General features: G+C 71.6%; 11 protein-coding genes. 3 read left to right on the top strand and 8 right to left on the bottom strand.

Features of this window, described 5'->3' with window-relative positions:
- Positions 1–67: 67 nt before the first annotated feature.
- On the bottom strand, positions 68–733 hold the full coding sequence (locus tag LE548_RS04395) for a TetR family transcriptional regulator (RefSeq protein ID WP_225095273.1): 666 nt from the start codon (positions 731–733) through the stop codon (positions 68–70).
- A gap of 168 nt (positions 734–901) precedes the next feature.
- Between LE548_RS04395 and LE548_RS04390 the strand changes: the two genes are divergently transcribed.
- From LE548_RS04390 to LE548_RS04380, 3 genes are all read left to right on the top strand, one after another.
- Positions 902–1,798, top strand: coding sequence for a shikimate dehydrogenase (locus LE548_RS04390; RefSeq protein ID WP_225095272.1), 897 nt, complete (start codon positions 902–904; stop codon positions 1,796–1,798).
- Positions 1,798–3,597: a sugar phosphate isomerase/epimerase and 4-hydroxyphenylpyruvate domain-containing protein gene (locus LE548_RS04385; protein WP_225095432.1), complete on the top strand. Its 1,800-nt coding sequence runs from the start codon at positions 1,798–1,800 to the stop codon at positions 3,595–3,597. The genes LE548_RS04390 and LE548_RS04385 overlap by 1 nt, the downstream gene beginning before the upstream one ends.
- Positions 3,598–3,769: 172 nt before the next feature.
- A complete protein-coding gene (locus LE548_RS04380) occupies positions 3,770–5,656 on the top strand; it encodes a glycosyltransferase family 39 protein (RefSeq protein WP_225095271.1) in 1,887 nt (628 codons plus the stop codon).
- A gap of 30 nt (positions 5,657–5,686) precedes the next feature.
- Here the strand turns inward: LE548_RS04380 and LE548_RS04375 are convergent, their stop codons facing one another.
- The 7 genes from LE548_RS04375 to tkt all read right to left on the bottom strand — a co-directional run bounded on the left by LE548_RS04375 (position 5,687) and on the right by tkt (position 14,716).
- Complete coding sequence (locus LE548_RS04375; RefSeq protein ID WP_225095270.1) at positions 5,687–6,280, bottom strand: histidine phosphatase family protein; 594 nt, start codon at positions 6,278–6,280, stop codon at positions 5,687–5,689.
- A gap of 6 nt (positions 6,281–6,286) precedes the next feature.
- Positions 6,287–7,165 carry a phosphogluconate dehydrogenase (NAD(+)-dependent, decarboxylating) gene (gene gnd, locus LE548_RS04370; protein ID WP_225095269.1) on the bottom strand — a complete coding sequence of 293 codons (879 nt, stop codon included), beginning with the start codon at positions 7,163–7,165 and terminating at the stop codon, positions 6,287–6,289.
- Positions 7,166–7,167: 2 nt separating this feature from the next.
- Positions 7,168–8,862, bottom strand: a complete 1,695-nt coding sequence (gene pgi, locus LE548_RS04365) for a glucose-6-phosphate isomerase (protein ID WP_225095268.1) — start codon at positions 8,860–8,862, stop codon at positions 7,168–7,170.
- Position 8,863: 1 nt separating this feature from the next.
- On the bottom strand, positions 8,864–9,790 hold the full coding sequence (gene opcA, locus LE548_RS04360) for a glucose-6-phosphate dehydrogenase assembly protein OpcA (protein ID WP_225095267.1): 927 nt from the start codon (positions 9,788–9,790) through the stop codon (positions 8,864–8,866).
- Positions 9,787–11,433 carry a glucose-6-phosphate dehydrogenase gene (gene zwf / locus LE548_RS04355; RefSeq protein WP_225095266.1) on the bottom strand — a complete coding sequence of 549 codons (1,647 nt, stop codon included), beginning with the start codon at positions 11,431–11,433 and terminating at the stop codon, positions 9,787–9,789. The genes opcA and zwf overlap by 4 nt, the downstream gene beginning before the upstream one ends.
- Positions 11,430–12,575 carry a transaldolase gene (tal, locus tag LE548_RS04350; protein WP_225095265.1) on the bottom strand — a complete coding sequence of 382 codons (1,146 nt, stop codon included), beginning with the start codon at positions 12,573–12,575 and terminating at the stop codon, positions 11,430–11,432. The genes zwf and tal overlap by 4 nt, the downstream gene beginning before the upstream one ends.
- Before the next feature lie 65 nt (positions 12,576–12,640).
- Complete coding sequence (gene tkt, locus LE548_RS04345) at positions 12,641–14,716, bottom strand: transketolase (RefSeq protein WP_225095264.1); 2,076 nt, start codon at positions 14,714–14,716, stop codon at positions 12,641–12,643.
- Positions 14,717–14,794 lie beyond the last annotated feature (78 nt).

Genomic DNA, 14,794 nt, shown 5'->3' with positions numbered 1-14,794 from the left:
GGTGGGATGTTGCGCGCGTGTTTCCCCTGTGTCAAGAGGTGGCGCCCGAACTCGTCGGGCCCAGTCGTCAGGCGTCCGCCCGCTCCGCCGTCAGATAGGCGATCACCATGTCGCCGAGCATGGTGCGGTAGTGCTCCCGCCGGCCGGGGTCCACCAGGTCGCGGCCGAACAGGGCGCCGAAGGTGGCCCGGTTGGCGACCCGGAAGAAGCAGAACGAGCTGATCATCGCGTGCAGGTCGACCGCGTCGACGTCGGCCGTGAACAGCCCGGACTCCTGTCCGGCGGCGAGGATCCGGCGGATCACGTCCAGGGCCGGGGAGCCGATCCGGCCGAGCTTCGCGGAGGCCGCGATGTGCTCCGCGCCGTGGATGTTCTCGATGCTGACCAGGCGGATGAAGTCCGGGTGCTGCTCGTGATGGTCGAGGGTCAGCTCGGCCAGGCGCCGGATCGCCGCGACCGGGTCCAGATGCTCGACGTCGAGCTGCTGCTCGGCGTCGCGGATCACGCCGTACGCCCGCTCCAGCACGGCCGTGAACAGCTGTTCCTTGCCGCCGAAGTAGTAGTAGATCATCCGCTTGGTGGTGCGGGTGCGGGCCGCTATCTCGTCGACCCGGGCGCCGTCGTAGCCGGCCCGCGCGAACTCCTGTGTGGCCACGTCGAGGATCTCGGCCTTGGTGCGGGCGGCGTCGCGCACCCGCCCGCCGGGTCGCAGGGGTTCTTCGACGCTGGTCATCGGTTTCCTTCGGGCCGGGGACACGACACCTGGGCGGAGCGCTCGTCCGTGGTGCCGGTGATTGTAGAAGCAGGGCCCCGGATGCCGTCGGGGGCTTTCTCGGGGACCCCCGCTGCTGATATAGCTAACGTACTGGTTCGTACATTAGCGCTGCCCCGGGAGGCTCGCGTGGCCAAGGACTCGTATCTCGTCGGGCTGATCGGCGCCGGTATCGGCCCCTCGCTCAGCCCCGCCCTGCATCAGCGGGAGGCCGACCGCCAGGGCCTGCGCTACCTCTACCGGCTCCTCGACACCGACGTCCTCGGTGTGGCCCCGAAGGCTGTGGGGGACCTGGTCCGCGCAGCCCGTGACCTCGGCTTCGACGGGCTGAACATCACCCACCCCTGCAAGCAGCTCGTCATCGAGCACCTGGACGCGCTCGACCCGCGGGCCGAGGCGCTCGGCGCGGTCAACACCGTCGTCTTCGAGGACGACGGCCGGGCCGTCGGTCACAACACCGACGTCACCGGTTTCGCCGCGTCCTTCGCGCGCGGCCTGCCGGACGCCCCGCTGGAGCGGGTCGTCCAGCTCGGCGCGGGCGGCGCCGGCGCGGCCGTGGCACACGCCGTGCTCACCCTCGGCGCCGGGCGGGTGACGGTGGTGGACGCGCTGCCCGGCCGGGCGGCCGGCCTCGCCGACTCCCTCGTACGGCACTTCGGCCCCGGCCGGGCCGAGGCGGCATCCCTCGACCGGCTGCCGGCACTGCTCGCCGACGCCGACGGCACGGGCGGTCTCGTGCACGCGACCCCGACGGGTATGGCCGCCCATCCCGGACTGCCGCTGCCCGCCGAGCTGCTGCGGCCGGGGCTGTGGATCGCGGAGGTCGTGTACCGGCCGCTGGAGACCGCGCTGGTGCGGGTCGCCCGGGAGCACGGCTGTGCCGTTCTGCCCGGGGGCGGAATGGCCGTGTTCCAGGCCGCGGACGCGTTCCGGCTGTTCACCGGGCTGGAGCCGGACAGCGGCCGGATGCTGGCCGACTTCGAGGAGCTGGCCGGACTGGAGCGCTCGGGGAGCCACGTCGGATGATGCGCACCTCCATCGCCACCGTCTCCCTCAGCGGCTCCCTCACCGAGAAGCTCACCGCCGCCGCCCGGGCCGGCTTCGACGGCGTCGAGATCTTCGAGAACGACCTCCTCGCCAGCCCCCTCACCCCCGAGGAGATACGCGCCCGCTGTGCCGATCTCGGCCTGAGCATCGACCTGTACCAGCCGATGCGGGACATCGAGGCCGTCCCGCAGGAGGTGTTCACCCGCAATCTCCGGCGCGCCCGGCACAAGTTCGAGCTGATGGAGCGGCTCGGCGCCGACACCGTCCTCGTGTGCTCCAGCGTCTCCCCGCTCGCCCTGGACGACGACGCCCTCGCCACCGAACAGCTGGCACAACTCGCCGACCTGGCACGGGAGTCCGGGATCCGGGTGGCGTACGAGGCGCTGGCCTGGGGGCGGCATGTGAACCGTTACGACCACGCGTGGCGGATCGTCGAGGCGGCCGGGCATCCGGCGCTCGGCACCTGCCTGGACAGCTTCCACATCCTCTCCCGGGGCTCGGACCCCCGGGGCATCGAGGACATACCCGGCGAGAAGATCTTCTTCCTCCAGCTCGCCGACGCCCCGCTGCCGGCCATGGACGTCCTCCAGTGGAGCCGCCATCACCGGTGCTTCCCGGGGCAGGGCGGCTTCGACGTCGCCGGGCTGCTGCGGCACGTGCTCGCCGCCGGTTACCGGGGGCCGCTGTCGCTGGAGGTCTTCAACGACGTCTTCCGGCAGGCCGACGCCGGCTCCACCGCCGTGGACGCCCACCGCTCCCTGCTGCTGCTTCAAGAGGCCGTCGGCGCGGCCCAGTTGCCGCCGCCCGTCGTGCCCACCGGGGTCGCCTTCGCCGAACTGCTCACCCCGGACGCCGAACCCGTCACCGCCCTGCTGGCCGCCCTCGGCTTCACCCGCGCCGCCCGCCACCGCGGCAAACCCGTCGACCTGTGGCAGCGCGGCGAGGCCCGGATCCTGGTCAACACCGCCGCCACCGACCGCCGTGACGGCACCCGGCTCGCTGCGATCGGCCTCGCCTCCCCGGATCCGGCCGCCGCCGCCCGCCGCGCCGAGGCCCTCCACGCGCCCGTCCTGCCGCGCCGCCGCGCCCCCGAGGACGCCCCGCTCGATGCGGTCGCCGCGCCCGACGGAACGGAACTGTTCTTCGTCGCCACCGCAGACTCCGGTGAGTCCCGACTCGCCGACTGGCGGGGCGACTTCGCCGATCTGCCGGACGCCCGGGCACCGTCCGACGGCACCCGCATCGACCACCTCGCCCTCACCCAGCCCTGGCACCACTTCGACGAGGCGACCCTCTTCCACCGCAGCGTCCTCGGGCTGGACGCCCAGGACAGCGTCGACCTCGCCGACCCCTACGGGCTGCGCCGCAGCCGGGCCGTCGCCAACCAGGACGGCAGCGTCCGTATCGCCCTCACCGTCGGCGCGGCGCCCGCAGACGAGACCCTGCACGCCGCGCACCTCGCGCTGGCCACCGACGACGTGGTGGCCGCGGCCCGCGCCTTCCGCGCGGCCGGCGGCCGGCTGCTGCCGGTGCCGGCCAACTACTACGACGACCTCGCGGCCCGGTTCACCTTTGCCGAGGGCGAGTTGGAGACCTACCGCGAGCTGGGCATCCTCTACGACCAGGACGCGGGCGGCGCCTTCCGGCACTGCTACACCGAGACCATCGGCCACGTCTTCTTCGAACTGGTCCAGCGCGACCCCGGCCACCAGGGCTACGGCGCCGCCAACGCGCCGGTGCGGCTCGCCGCCCAGCACACCGGACGGCTCCCGCGCTGAGCGGGCGGCCGGCCTCTTACCGGATTCCCCGCGCTGGTGAGAGGCCGGTGAGACCTCCACCGGGTTCAGCCCGGGTTCAGGCTCCGTACATGTCCGGCGGCTGATATTCGGTGGGATCCGGTATGCGCGCTGCGCCCGGACACGTCCGTTCCGGGAGCCCGAAAGGCCGTTCATGCTCAAGCCCTCCACCGAGCCGGTCGTCCGGAACGACGGCCCACCGCCCGCGGCCGTGCCCCGCCCGTGGACCGACCGGTACGAGCGGCAGGCGCTCGCGGGCATCTGCCTGCTCGCGGCCGTGCTGTGCCTGTGGGGGCTGCAGCACAGCACCTACCACGCGTTCTACGCGAGCGCGGTGCGCAGCATGACCGACAGCCCGGCGGACTTCTTCTACGGCGCCTTCGACCCGGCCGGCTCCATCACCCTGGACAAGCTGCCCGGCTTCCTGTGGCCGCAGGCCCTGTCCGCGCTCGTGTTCGGCTTCCACCCGTGGGCGCTGGTACTGCCGCAGGCCCTGGAGATGGTGGGCTGTGTCCTCCTGCTCCATGTGCTGGTGCGCCGCTGGGCCGGGGTGGGCGCCGGACTGCTGGCCGCCGCGTTCCTCACCCTGACGCCGGTGACCGTCGGCCTCGGCCGGTCGGTCACCGAGGACGCGCCGTTCGTGCTGATCCTGCTGCTGGCCGCCGAGGCCACCTGGCGGGCCGCCGAGCGGGGCCGCCCGCGCACCCTGCTGCTCGCCGGGACATGGGTGGGGCTCGCCTTCCAGTGCAAGATGCTGGAGGCGTGGGCCGTGCTGCCCGCGCTCGCCGCCACCTACCTCGTCGCCGCCCCCGCCGCGGCGCGCCGCCGGATCGCGCACGTGGCCCTGGCCGGCGCCGTGACCGTGGCGGTGTCCGTGTCCTGGATGCTGGTGGCCGCCCTCACCCCGGCCGGATCCCGGCCGTACCTCGACGGCACCACGAACGACTCCCCGTTCGCGCTGGTCGTCGGCTACAACTTCCTGACCCGTTTCCACGTCGTCGGCGACATCGCGGCCGGCACCGGCAGCATCGCGGTGAGCCGGATGGCCCGCGCCGGGCACGAGGCGGGCCCCGGCATGGGCGACAGCGTGTGGAAGATGATCGCCCCGGGCCTGGCCAGCCAGACCGGCTGGCTGTACCCGCTGGCCGCACTCGGCCTGGCCGGCGGGATCGTCGCGCTGCGGCGGCGCCGCCCGGCGCGCACCGACCGGCAGCTCACCGGGCTGGTGCTGTGGGGCTCGTGGTTCCTGACCTTCTTCGCCGTCTTCAGCTTCGGCAGCGTCACCGGACACACCTACTACATGGGCGTCGTCGCGGTGGCCGTGGCCGCGCTCGCCGCCGCCGGATTCGTCCAGGCCCGGCGCTCCCGGGTACTGCTGCCGGCCGTGCTGGCGGTGAACGTCGTCTGGTGCGTGTCCCTGGCGCTGCGGTACCGGCACTTCGAGACCTGGGCGGCGCCCTGCGCGGCGGCCCTCGCCCTGGTCGCCGTGGCTCTCGCCGCCCTGCGCCGGCCCGCCGCACTCGCCACGGGCCTCGCCGCCGTGCTCCTGATCCCGGCCGTCTGGTCGGCGTCCGCGCTCTCGCTGCGCTACAACCAGCCCGGCAGCCTCGGCCGGGTCGGCCCCACCAGCGTCCGCGGCGGCAGCCCCCGGTTCACGCTCGCCCCCGAGCAGCGGCGGCTGCTGGCCTACCTCACCGCGCACCGGGGCGGCGCCCGCTATCTGGCTGCCGTGTCCGGCTGGGAGAGCACGGCCCCGTACGTCATCGCCGCCGACGCGCCCCTGCTGCCCATGGGCGGCTACACCGGCCAGGTCCCCTTCCCGCAGCCGGCGGCCTTCCGCACGCTGGTGGACACCGGCCGGCTCCGCTACGTCCTCGTCCCGCGTGCCGACCTGAGGCACGGCGCCCGCGACGACCGCCGCCCCGTCGGCACGCTGCTGCGCTGGACCGCCGCCCACTGCATGCTCGTCCCGCGCTCCGCCTACGACCGCCACGACCGCAGCAAGCTGCTGTACGACTGCGGCCCGGCCCACCAGAGGTGAACCGGGCCGCACTGCAAGGCCGTCGGTCCGTTACGGCCGTCTGTTCCACTCGGTGATCACGGGCCGGCCGTGCTCGGTGGACAGCCGGCTGACCGTGCCGGTGGCCAGCTGGAACAGCCGGCCCTCGGCGGGCGCCAGGCCGAGGCGGCGCGCGGTGAGCACCCGCAGGAAGTGGGCGTGGGCGACGAGGACCACGTCCCCGGCGTCCTCGGCGAGCGCGGCGTCGACGCGGGCCAGCACCCGGTCGGCACGGGCGCCGACCTGCTCCGGTGACTCACCGGGGTGGCCCTCGGGGCCGGGCGGCACACCGTCGGTCCACAGGTCCCAGGAGGGGCGCGAGCGATGGATGTCGACCGTGGTGACGCCCTCGTAGCCGCCGTAGTCCCACTCGTGCAGATCGGGCTCGGGCACGACCCCGGTCAGGCCTGCCAGTTCGGCGGTGCGTATCGCGCGGCCCAGCGGGCTGGCCAGCGCGAGGGCGTACGTCCGCTCGGTGAGGAGCGGGGCGAGGGACTTTGCCTGTTCCTCGCCGTGCTCGGTCAGGGGCAGGTCGGTCCAGCTGGTGTGCTGGCCCGACAGGCTCCACTCCGTCTCACCGTGGCGGACCAGCAGGAGGTCGCCCACGGTGGTTCAGTCCTTCTTCTCGACCGCGTGGCCGCCGAACTGGTTGCGCAGCGCGGCGATCATCTTCATCTGCGGGGAGTCGTCCTGACGCGAGGCGAACCGGGCGAACAGGGACGCCGTGATCGCGGGCAGCGGTACGGCGTTGTCGATGGCCGCCTCGACCGTCCAGCGGCCCTCGCCGGAGTCCTCGGCGTAGCCGCGCAGCTGCTCCAGGTGCTCATCCTCGTCCAGGGCGTTGACCGCGAGGTCCAGCAGCCAGGACCGGATGACCGTGCCCTCCTGCCAGGAGCGGAACACCTCGCGGACGTTCTCCACGGAGTGGACCTTCTCCAGGAGCTCCCAGCCCTCGGCGTAGGCCTGCATCATGGCGTACTCGATGCCGTTGTGGACCATCTTGGAGAAGTGCCCGGCGCCGACCCGGCCCGCGTGGACGTAGCCGTACGGGCCCTCCGGCTTGAGGGCCTCGAAGATCGGCTGGAGCCGGTCCACGTTCTCCTTGTCGCCGCCGACCATGAGCGCGTAGCCGTTCTGCAGGCCCCACACACCGCCGGAGACACCGGCGTCGACGAAGCCGATGCCCTTGATGGCGAGCGCGGCCGCGTGCTTCTCGTCGTCCGTCCAGCGCGAGTTGCCGCCGTCGATCACCGTGTCGCCGGGCTCCAGCAGGTCGCCGAGCTCGTCCACGACGGTCTGGGTGGCGGTGCCGGCCGGGACCATCACCCACACCTGGCGGGGCGCGTCCAGCTTCTCGACGAGTTCTGCGAGGGACTTGACGTCGGAGACGTCGGGGTTGCGGTCGTAGCCGATGACGGTGTGGCCGGCGCGGCGGATCCGCTCGCGCATGTTGCCGCCCATCTTGCCGAGACCGATGAGACCGAGCTGCATGATCACTTCACTTCCGATGCGTTCTTGAGAGTGCGGTAGGCGGCGACGAGGGCCTGGGTGGAGGGGTCGAGACCGGGGACGGAGCCCGCCGCGGCAGCGGCTGATGCAAACGTCTCGGTCAGGGCGGGCTCGACCCGCTTGGCGAGGACCTTGCCCAGCTCGACGCCCCACTGGTCGAAGGAGTCGATGTTCCAGACCGCGCCCTGGACGAACACCTTGTGCTCGTAGAGGGCGATCAGCTGGCCGAGCACGGACGGGGTCGGCTCGGGCGCGAGGATCGTGGTGGTGGGGTGGTCGCCGTGGAAGGTGCGGTGCGCCACCTGCTCCTCGGCGACGCCCTCCGCGCGGACCTCCTCGGCGGTCTTGCCGAAGGCGAGGGCCTGGGTCTGGGCGAAGAAGTTCGCCATCAACAGGTCGTGCTGCGCCTTGAGTTCCTCGCTCAGCTCACCGGCCGGGCGGGCGAATCCGATGAAGTCCGCCGGGATCAGCTTGGTGCCCTGGTGGATCAACTGGTAGTAGGCGTGCTGCCCGTTGGTGCCCGGGGTGCCCCACACCACCGGGCCGGTCTGCCATTGCACCGGCTTGCCGTCGCGCTGCACCGACTTGCCGTTGGACTCCATGTCCAGCTGCTGGAGATAGGCGGTGAACTTCGACAGGTAGTGGCTGTACGGCAGTACCGCGTGCGACTGGGCGTCGTGGAAGTCGCCGTACCAGATGCCCAGCAGGCCCAGCAGCAAAGGCGCGTTGGCCTCGGCGGGCGCGGTGCGGAAGTGCTCGTCGACCAGGTGGAAGCCGTCGAGCATCTCGCGGAACCGGTCCGGGCCGATCGCGATCATCAGGGACAGGCCGATCGCCGAGTCGTACGAGTAACGGCCGCCGACCCAGTCCCAGAACTCGAACATGTTGTCCGGGTCGATGCCGAACTCGGTGACCTTCCCGGCGTTCGTGGACAGCGCCACGAAGTGCTTGGCCACGGCCTTGTCGTCGCCCTCGAAGGCCTTCAGCAGCCAGGAACGCGCCGACGTGGCGTTGGTGATCGTCTCGATCGTGGTGAACGTCTTGGACGCGACGATGAACAGGGTCTCCGCCGGGTCCAGGTCACGGGTCGCCTCGTGCAGGTCGGCGCCGTCCACGTTCGACACGAAGCGGAACGTCAACTCCCGTGCGGTGTACGGGCGCAGCGCCTCGTACGCCATCGCGGGGCCGAGGTCGGAGCCGCCGATGCCGATGTTGACGACGTTGCGGATCCGCTTGCCGGTGTGGCCGGTCCACTCGCCGGAGCGGACCCGGTCGGCGAAGTCGGCCATCTTGTCGAGGACGGCGTGCACCTTCGGCACCACGTTCTCGCCGTCGACCTCGACCACGGCGTCCCGTGGGGCGCGCAGCGAGGTGTGCAGCACGGCCCGGTCCTCGGTGACGTTGATCTTCTCACCGCGGAACATGGCGTCCCGCAGGCCGAACACGCCGGTGGCGGTGGCGAGTTCCTGGAGCAGGGCCAGGGTCTCGTCGGTGATCAGGTGCTTGCTGTAGTCGATGTACAGGTCCCCGACCCGCACGACGTACCGCTCCGCCCGGCCGGGGTCCTGCGCGAACAGCTCGCGCAGGTGCGGCCGGCCCTCGGCGCGGTGGTCGGCCAGCGCCGTCCACTCGGGCCGGTGGGTGAGCTGGGGAAACCCGGAAAGCTGGGACGCTGCCATGTCAGGCGTTCTCCTTGCCGGCCTCGCCCTTCAGGGCGATGGCGTACATCTCGTCGGCGTCGAGGCGGCGCAGCTCCTCGGCGATGAGTTCGGAGGTGGGGCGGACCTTCAGGGCGAGGGTGCGCGGCGGCTGGCCCGGCAGGGTCAGGGTCGCGAGCGGCCCCTCGGGCCGGTCGATGACGATCTCGCCGTTCCCGGTGCCCAGGCGTACGGCCGTGACGACCGGTCCGGCGGTGACCACACGGTCCACGCGCACGCCGAGCCGGGCCTCCAGCCAGCGCGAGAGCAGCTCGGCGCTGGGGTTGTCGGCCTCGGCCTCGACGGCCGCCGACGTGATCCGCGCGCGGGCCTGGTCCAGGGCGGCGGCCAGCATCGACCGCCACAGCGTGAGCCGGGTCCAGGCGAGGTCGGTGTCGCCCGGCGCGTAGTTGCGGGCGCGGGTCTCCAGGACCTCCATCGGCCGCAGAGCCGCGTACAGGTCGGTGATCCGGCGCTGGGCGAGCGCGCCCAGCGGGTCCTTCGACGGGGTCTCGGGGGCCTCCACCGGCCACCACACGACCACCGGGGCGTCCGGCAGCAGCAGCGGCAGGACGACCGAGTCGGCGTGGTCGGACACCTCGCCGTAGGTGCGCAGCACGACCGTCTCGCCGGTGCCGGCCTCGGAGCCGACCCGCACCTCGGCATCGAGCCGGGAGTGGGTGCGGTCGCGCAGGGTGCGCACATGCCGCTTGATGACGACCAGGGTCCGCATGGGGTGCTCGTGCGAGGCGTCCTCGGCGGCCTTGATCGAGTCGTAGGCGTTCTCCTCGTCCGTGACGATGACCATCGTCAGGACCATGCCCACGGCCGGGGTACCGATGGCGCGGCGGCCCTGCACCAACGCCTTGTTGATCTTGCTTGCCGTGGTGTCGGTCAGGTCGATCTTCATGGCCTGCGCCAGCTCCGTCCGTCTCGTGCGAGCATCTCGTCCGCTTCCTCGGGTCCCCAGCTGCCCGACGCGTACTGCGCCGGCCTGCCGTGCGCCGCCCAGTACTCCTCGATCGGGTCGAGGATCTTCCAGGACTCTTCCACTTCCTGGTGACGGGGGAACAAATTCGCGTCGCCGAGGAGCACGTCCAGGATGAGCCGCTCGTACGCCTCCGGGCTCGACTCGGTGAACGACTCGCCGTAGGCGAAGTCCATCGACACGTCCCGGATCTCCATCGAGGTGCCCGGCACCTTGGAGCCGAAGCGGACGGTCATGCCCTCGTCGGGCTGGACGCGGATGACGATCGCGTTCTGGCCCAGCTCCTCGGTGGCCGTGGAGTCGAAGGGGGAGTGCGGGGCCCGCTTGAAGACCACCGCGATCTCGGTGACCCGGCGGCCGAGCCGCTTGCCGGTGCGCAGGTAGAAGGGGACGCCCGCCCAGCGGCGGTTGTCGATGCCCAGCTTGATCGCGGCGAAGGTGTCGGTCTTCGACGCGGGGTCGATGCCCTCCTCCTGGAGATAGCCGACGACCTTCTCGCCGCCCTGCCAGCCCTCGGCGTACTGCCCGCGCACGGTGTGCTTGCCGAGCTCCGCCGGGAGGCGCACCGATTTCAGCACCTTCAGCTTCTCGGTGAGCAGCGCCTCCGCGTCGAACGCGATCGGCTCCTCCATGGCGGTGAGGGCCATCAGCTGAAGGAGGTGGTTCTGGATGACGTCACGGGCGGCGCCGATGCCGTCGTAGTAGCCGGCGCGGCCGCCGATGCCGATGTCCTCGGCCATGGTGATCTGCACGTGGTCGACATACGACCGGTTCCAGATCGGCTCGTACATCTGGTTGGCGAAGCGCAGCGCCAGGATGTTCTGGACGGTCTCCTTGCCCAGGTAGTGGTCGATGCGGAACACCTGGTCCGGCTCGAACACGTCGTGCACGATCGCGTTCAGCTCGCGGGCGCTGCCCAGATCGTGGCCGAACGGCTTCTCGATGACCGCGCGCCGCCAGGAACCCCGGGGCGGGGAGGCCAGGCCGTGCTTCTTCAGCTGCTGCACGACCTTGGGGAAGAACTTCGGCGGCACCGAGAGGTAGAAGGCGAAGTTGCCGCCGGTGCCGCGGGAGGCGTCCAGCTCCTCCACGGCGTCCTTGAGCTGTTTGAACGCGGTGTCGTCGTCGAAGTCGCCGGGGATGAACCGCATGCCCTCGGCGAGCTGCTGCCACACCTCCTCGCGGAACGGGGTGCGGGCGTGCTCGCGCACGGAGTCGTGGACGACCTGCGCGAAGTCCTGGTCCTCCCACTCCCGGCGGGCGAACCCGACGAGGGAGAAGCCCGGCGGCAGCAGACCCCGGTTGGCGAGGTCGTAGACGGCCGGCATCAGTTTCTTGCGGGACAGGTCACCGGTGACACCGAAGATGACCAGACCGGACGGGCCGGCGATGCGCGGCAGGCGGCGGTCGCGGGCGTCCCGGAGCGGGTTCTCCCAGCCCAGCGGGTTCTCCCCGTCGGCGGCCGGGCCCACCGGCGCGGTGACCTCCGCCGGTGTCCGGTCCGGTGCCGGGGCGTCCGGCGCCGCAGCGTCGGGTGCCGGGGCGGCGGGTGCGTTCTCGGTCATCGGGCGTCAGCTCCCTTGCTCGTCAGGGACGTGGCGACGGCGTCCAGCAGGTCCTGCCAGGCCGCCTCGAACTTGGCGACGCCCTCGTCCTCCAGCTGCTGGACGATCTCGTCGTAGGAGATGCCGAGCCCCTCGACGGCGGCCAGGTCCGTGCGGGCCGCGCCGTAGCCGCCGGTCACCGTGTCGCCGGTGATCTCGCCGTGGTCGGCGACCGCGTTCAGCGTGGCCTCCGGCATGGTGTTGACGGTGCCCGGCGCGACCAGCTCGTCCACGTACAGGGTGTCCTTGTACGCCGGGTCCTTCACGCCGGTCGACGCCCACAGCGGACGCTGCTTGTTCGCCTTGTCCCCGGCGAGCGCCAGCCAGCGCTCGGAGCCGAAGACTTCCTCGTACGCCTCGTAGGCGAGGCGGGCGTTGGCGAGGGCCGCGCGGCCCTTGAGGGCGAGGGCCTCGTCGGTGCCGAGGGCGGTCAGCCGCTTGTCGATCTCGGAGTCCACGCGGGAGACGAAGAAGGACGCCACCGAGTGGATCGTGGCGAGGTCGATGCCGCGCTCCTTGGCCTTCTCCAGGCCGGCCAGGTAGGCGGCCATGACCTCGCGGTAGCGCTCCAGGGAGAAGATCAGGGTCACGTTGACGCTGATGCCGAGGCCGATGACCTCGGTGATCGCCGGCAGGCCCGCCTTCGTCGCCGGGATCTTGATCATCACGTTGGGGCGGTCCACCAGCCAGGCGAGCTGCTTGGCCTCGGCGATCGTCGCCGTGGTGTCGTGGGCCAGGCGCGGGTCGACCTCGATGGAGACGCGGCCGTCGCGCCCCTCGGAGTCGGTGTATACAGAATGCAGAATATCGGCTGCGGCCCGCACATCGGCGGTCGTCATCATCCGCACCGCCTCGTCCACCGTCACCCCGCGGACGGCGAGGTCGGTGAGCTGCTCCTCGTAGCCCTCGCCGGAGCCGATGGCGGCCTGGAAGATCGACGGGTTGGTGGTGACGCCGACGACGTTCTTGTTCTCGATCAGGTCCGCCAGATTGCCCGAGGCGATCCGCTTGCGCGACAGGTCGTCCAGCCAGATGGAGACCCCCTCGTCGGCGAGGCGCTTGAGGGCTCCGGCGGTGGCGATTGCTTCGGTCACGTCAGTCATCTTTCTTGTCTTCTCGCCGCGTTGTCGTGTCGCGGCGTAGGGAGCGGATTCTTGTCGCGGTCGGGTCAGGCGCGCGAATCGGCGAGCGACTCGCGGGCCTTGGCGGCGACGTTCTCGGGGGTGAAGCCGAACTCGGCGAACAGGGTCTTCGCGTCGGCGGAGGCGCCGAAGTGCTCCAGGGAGACGATCCGGCCGGCGTCGCCGACGTACCGGTACCAGGTCAGCCCGATGCCCGCCTCCACGGCGACCCGGGCCTTCACGGCCGGCGGCAGCACCGCGTCCTTGTACGCCTGGTCCTGCTCCTCGAACCACTCCACCGACGGCATCGACACCACGCGCGTGCCGATGCCCTCGGCCTCCAGCGCCTCCCGCGCGGCCACGGCCAGCTGCACCTCGGAACCCGTCGCGATGACGATCACCTCCGGGACCTCGGTCGAGGACTCGCGCAGCACATAGCCGCCCTTGGCCGCGTCCTCGTTCGGCGCGTACACCGGCACGCCCTGGCGGGTGAGCGCGAGCCCGTGCGGGGCGGGGTCGGTGGCGTGCCTCTTCAGGATCTCGGCCCAGGCGATCGCGGTCTCGTTGGCGTCCGCCGGGCGGACGACGTTCAGACCCGGGATCGCGCGCAGCGAGGCCAGGTGCTCGACCGGCTGGTGGGTCGGGCCGTCCTCGCCGAGACCGATGGAGTCGTGCGTCCACACGTACGTCACCGGCAGCTGCATCAGCGCCGACATACGGACGGCGTTGCGCATGTAGTCGGAGAACACCAGGAAGGTGCCGCCGTAGATGCGGGTGTTGCCGTGCAGGGCGATGCCGTTCATCTCCGCGGCCATGGAGAACTCGCGGATGCCGAAGTGGACGGTACGGCCGTACGGGTCGGCCTCGGGCAGCGGGTTGCCCTTCGGCAGGAAGGAGCTGGTCTTGTCGATGGTGGTGTTGTTGGAGCCGGCGAGGTCGGCGGAGCCGCCCCACAGCTCGGGGATCACCGGGCCGAGCGCCTGCAGTACCGTGCCGGAGGCGGCACGGGTGGCGACGGACTTGCCCTCCTCGAAGACCGGGATCTTCTGCTCCCAGCCCTCGGGCAGCTCGCCCTTGCCGATCCGGTCGAACAGGGCGGCCCGCTCGGCATCGGCGGTGCGCCACTCGGCGATCCGCTTGTCCCAGGCCGCGTGCGCCTCGGCGCCCCGGTCCAGGGCCCGGCGGGTGTGCTTCAGGACCTCGTCCGTCACCTCGAAGGTCTGTTCGGGGTCGAAGCCGAGGAGGCGCTTGGTGGCGGCGATCTCGTCGTCGCCGAGCGCGGAGCCGTGGGAGGCCTCGGTGTTCCGGGCGTTCGGGGCGGGCCAGGCGATGATCGTGCGCATCGCGATGATCGAGGGCCGCTTGGTCTCGGCCTGCGCGGCCTTCAGCGCCCGGTACAGGGCCTCGGTGTCGACGTCGCCCTCGGCGGTCGGCTCGATCCGCTGGGTGTGCCAGCCGTAGGCCTCGTACCGCTTCAGCACGTCCTCGGAGAACGCGGTCGCGGTGTCGCCCTCGATGGAGATGTGGTTGTCGTCGTAGAGGAAGACCAGGTTGCCGAGTTTCTGGTGGCCGGCCATTGAGGACGCCTCGGCGGAGACGCCCTCCTCCAGGTCGCCGTCGGAGACGATCGCCCAGATGGTGTGGTCGAAGGGGGAGGTGCCCTCGGGGGCCTCCGGGTCGAACAGGCCGCGCTCGTAGCGGGCCGCCATCGCCATGCCGACCGCGTTGGCGACACCCTGGCCGAGCGGGCCGGTGGTGGTCTCGACGCCGGCGGTGTGGCCGTACTCCGGGTGGCCGGGCGTCTTGGAGCCCTGCGTGCGGAAGGCCTTGAGGTCGTCCAGCTCCAGCTCGTACCCGGCGAGGAACAGCTGCGTGTACAGGGTCAGCGAGGTGTGGCCGGGGGAGAGGACGAAGCGGTCACGGCCGGCCCACTCCGGGTCCGCCGGGTCGTGACGCATCACCTTCTGAAAGATCGTGTACGCGGCAGGTGCCAGGCTCATCGCCGTGCCGGGGTGGCCGTTGCCGACCTTCTGCACCGCGTCGGCCGCCAGCAGACGGGCGGTGTCCACGGCGCGCCGGTCGAGGTCGGTCCACTCGAAGCTGTCGGAAGTCTGCGTGGTCATCTTCAAGAAGTCCTCGTTCAGTGCGGAATGGCTGGCCGGACGCGTTCAAACTTAAAAGTCTGACTTTTTCGAGGGAAG

The organism is Streptomyces sp. CoH27, assembly GCF_020181035.1.
In the GTDB taxonomy this organism is placed as follows: domain Bacteria; phylum Actinomycetota; class Actinomycetes; order Streptomycetales; family Streptomycetaceae; genus Streptomyces; species Streptomyces camelliae.
Note: the sequence above shows the minus strand (reverse complement) of the source record. Positions and strands in the feature narration are given on the sequence as shown.

Excerpts from the sequence above, each read along its gene's own strand:
- LE548_RS04395 (WP_225095273.1), bottom strand. The coding sequence starts at position 733 with ATGACCAGCGTCGAAGAACCCCTGCGACCCGGCGGGCGGGTGCGCGAC.
- LE548_RS04385 (WP_225095432.1), top strand. The coding sequence starts at position 1,798 with ATGCGCACCTCCATCGCCACCGTCTCCCTCAGCGGCTCCCTCACCGAG.
- LE548_RS04380 (WP_225095271.1), top strand. The coding sequence starts at position 3,770 with ATGCTCAAGCCCTCCACCGAGCCGGTCGTCCGGAACGACGGCCCACCG.
- gnd (WP_225095269.1), bottom strand. The coding sequence starts at position 7,165 with ATGCAGCTCGGTCTCATCGGTCTCGGCAAGATGGGCGGCAACATGCGC.
- pgi (WP_225095268.1), bottom strand. The coding sequence starts at position 8,862 with ATGGCAGCGTCCCAGCTTTCCGGGTTTCCCCAGCTCACCCACCGGCCC.
- opcA (WP_225095267.1), bottom strand. The coding sequence starts at position 9,790 with ATGAAGATCGACCTGACCGACACCACGGCAAGCAAGATCAACAAGGCG.
- zwf (WP_225095266.1), bottom strand. The coding sequence starts at position 11,433 with ATGACCGAGAACGCACCCGCCGCCCCGGCACCCGACGCTGCGGCGCCG.
- tal (WP_225095265.1), bottom strand. The coding sequence starts at position 12,575 with ATGACTGACGTGACCGAAGCAATCGCCACCGCCGGAGCCCTCAAGCGC.
- tkt (WP_225095264.1), bottom strand. The coding sequence starts at position 14,716 with ATGACCACGCAGACTTCCGACAGCTTCGAGTGGACCGACCTCGACCGG.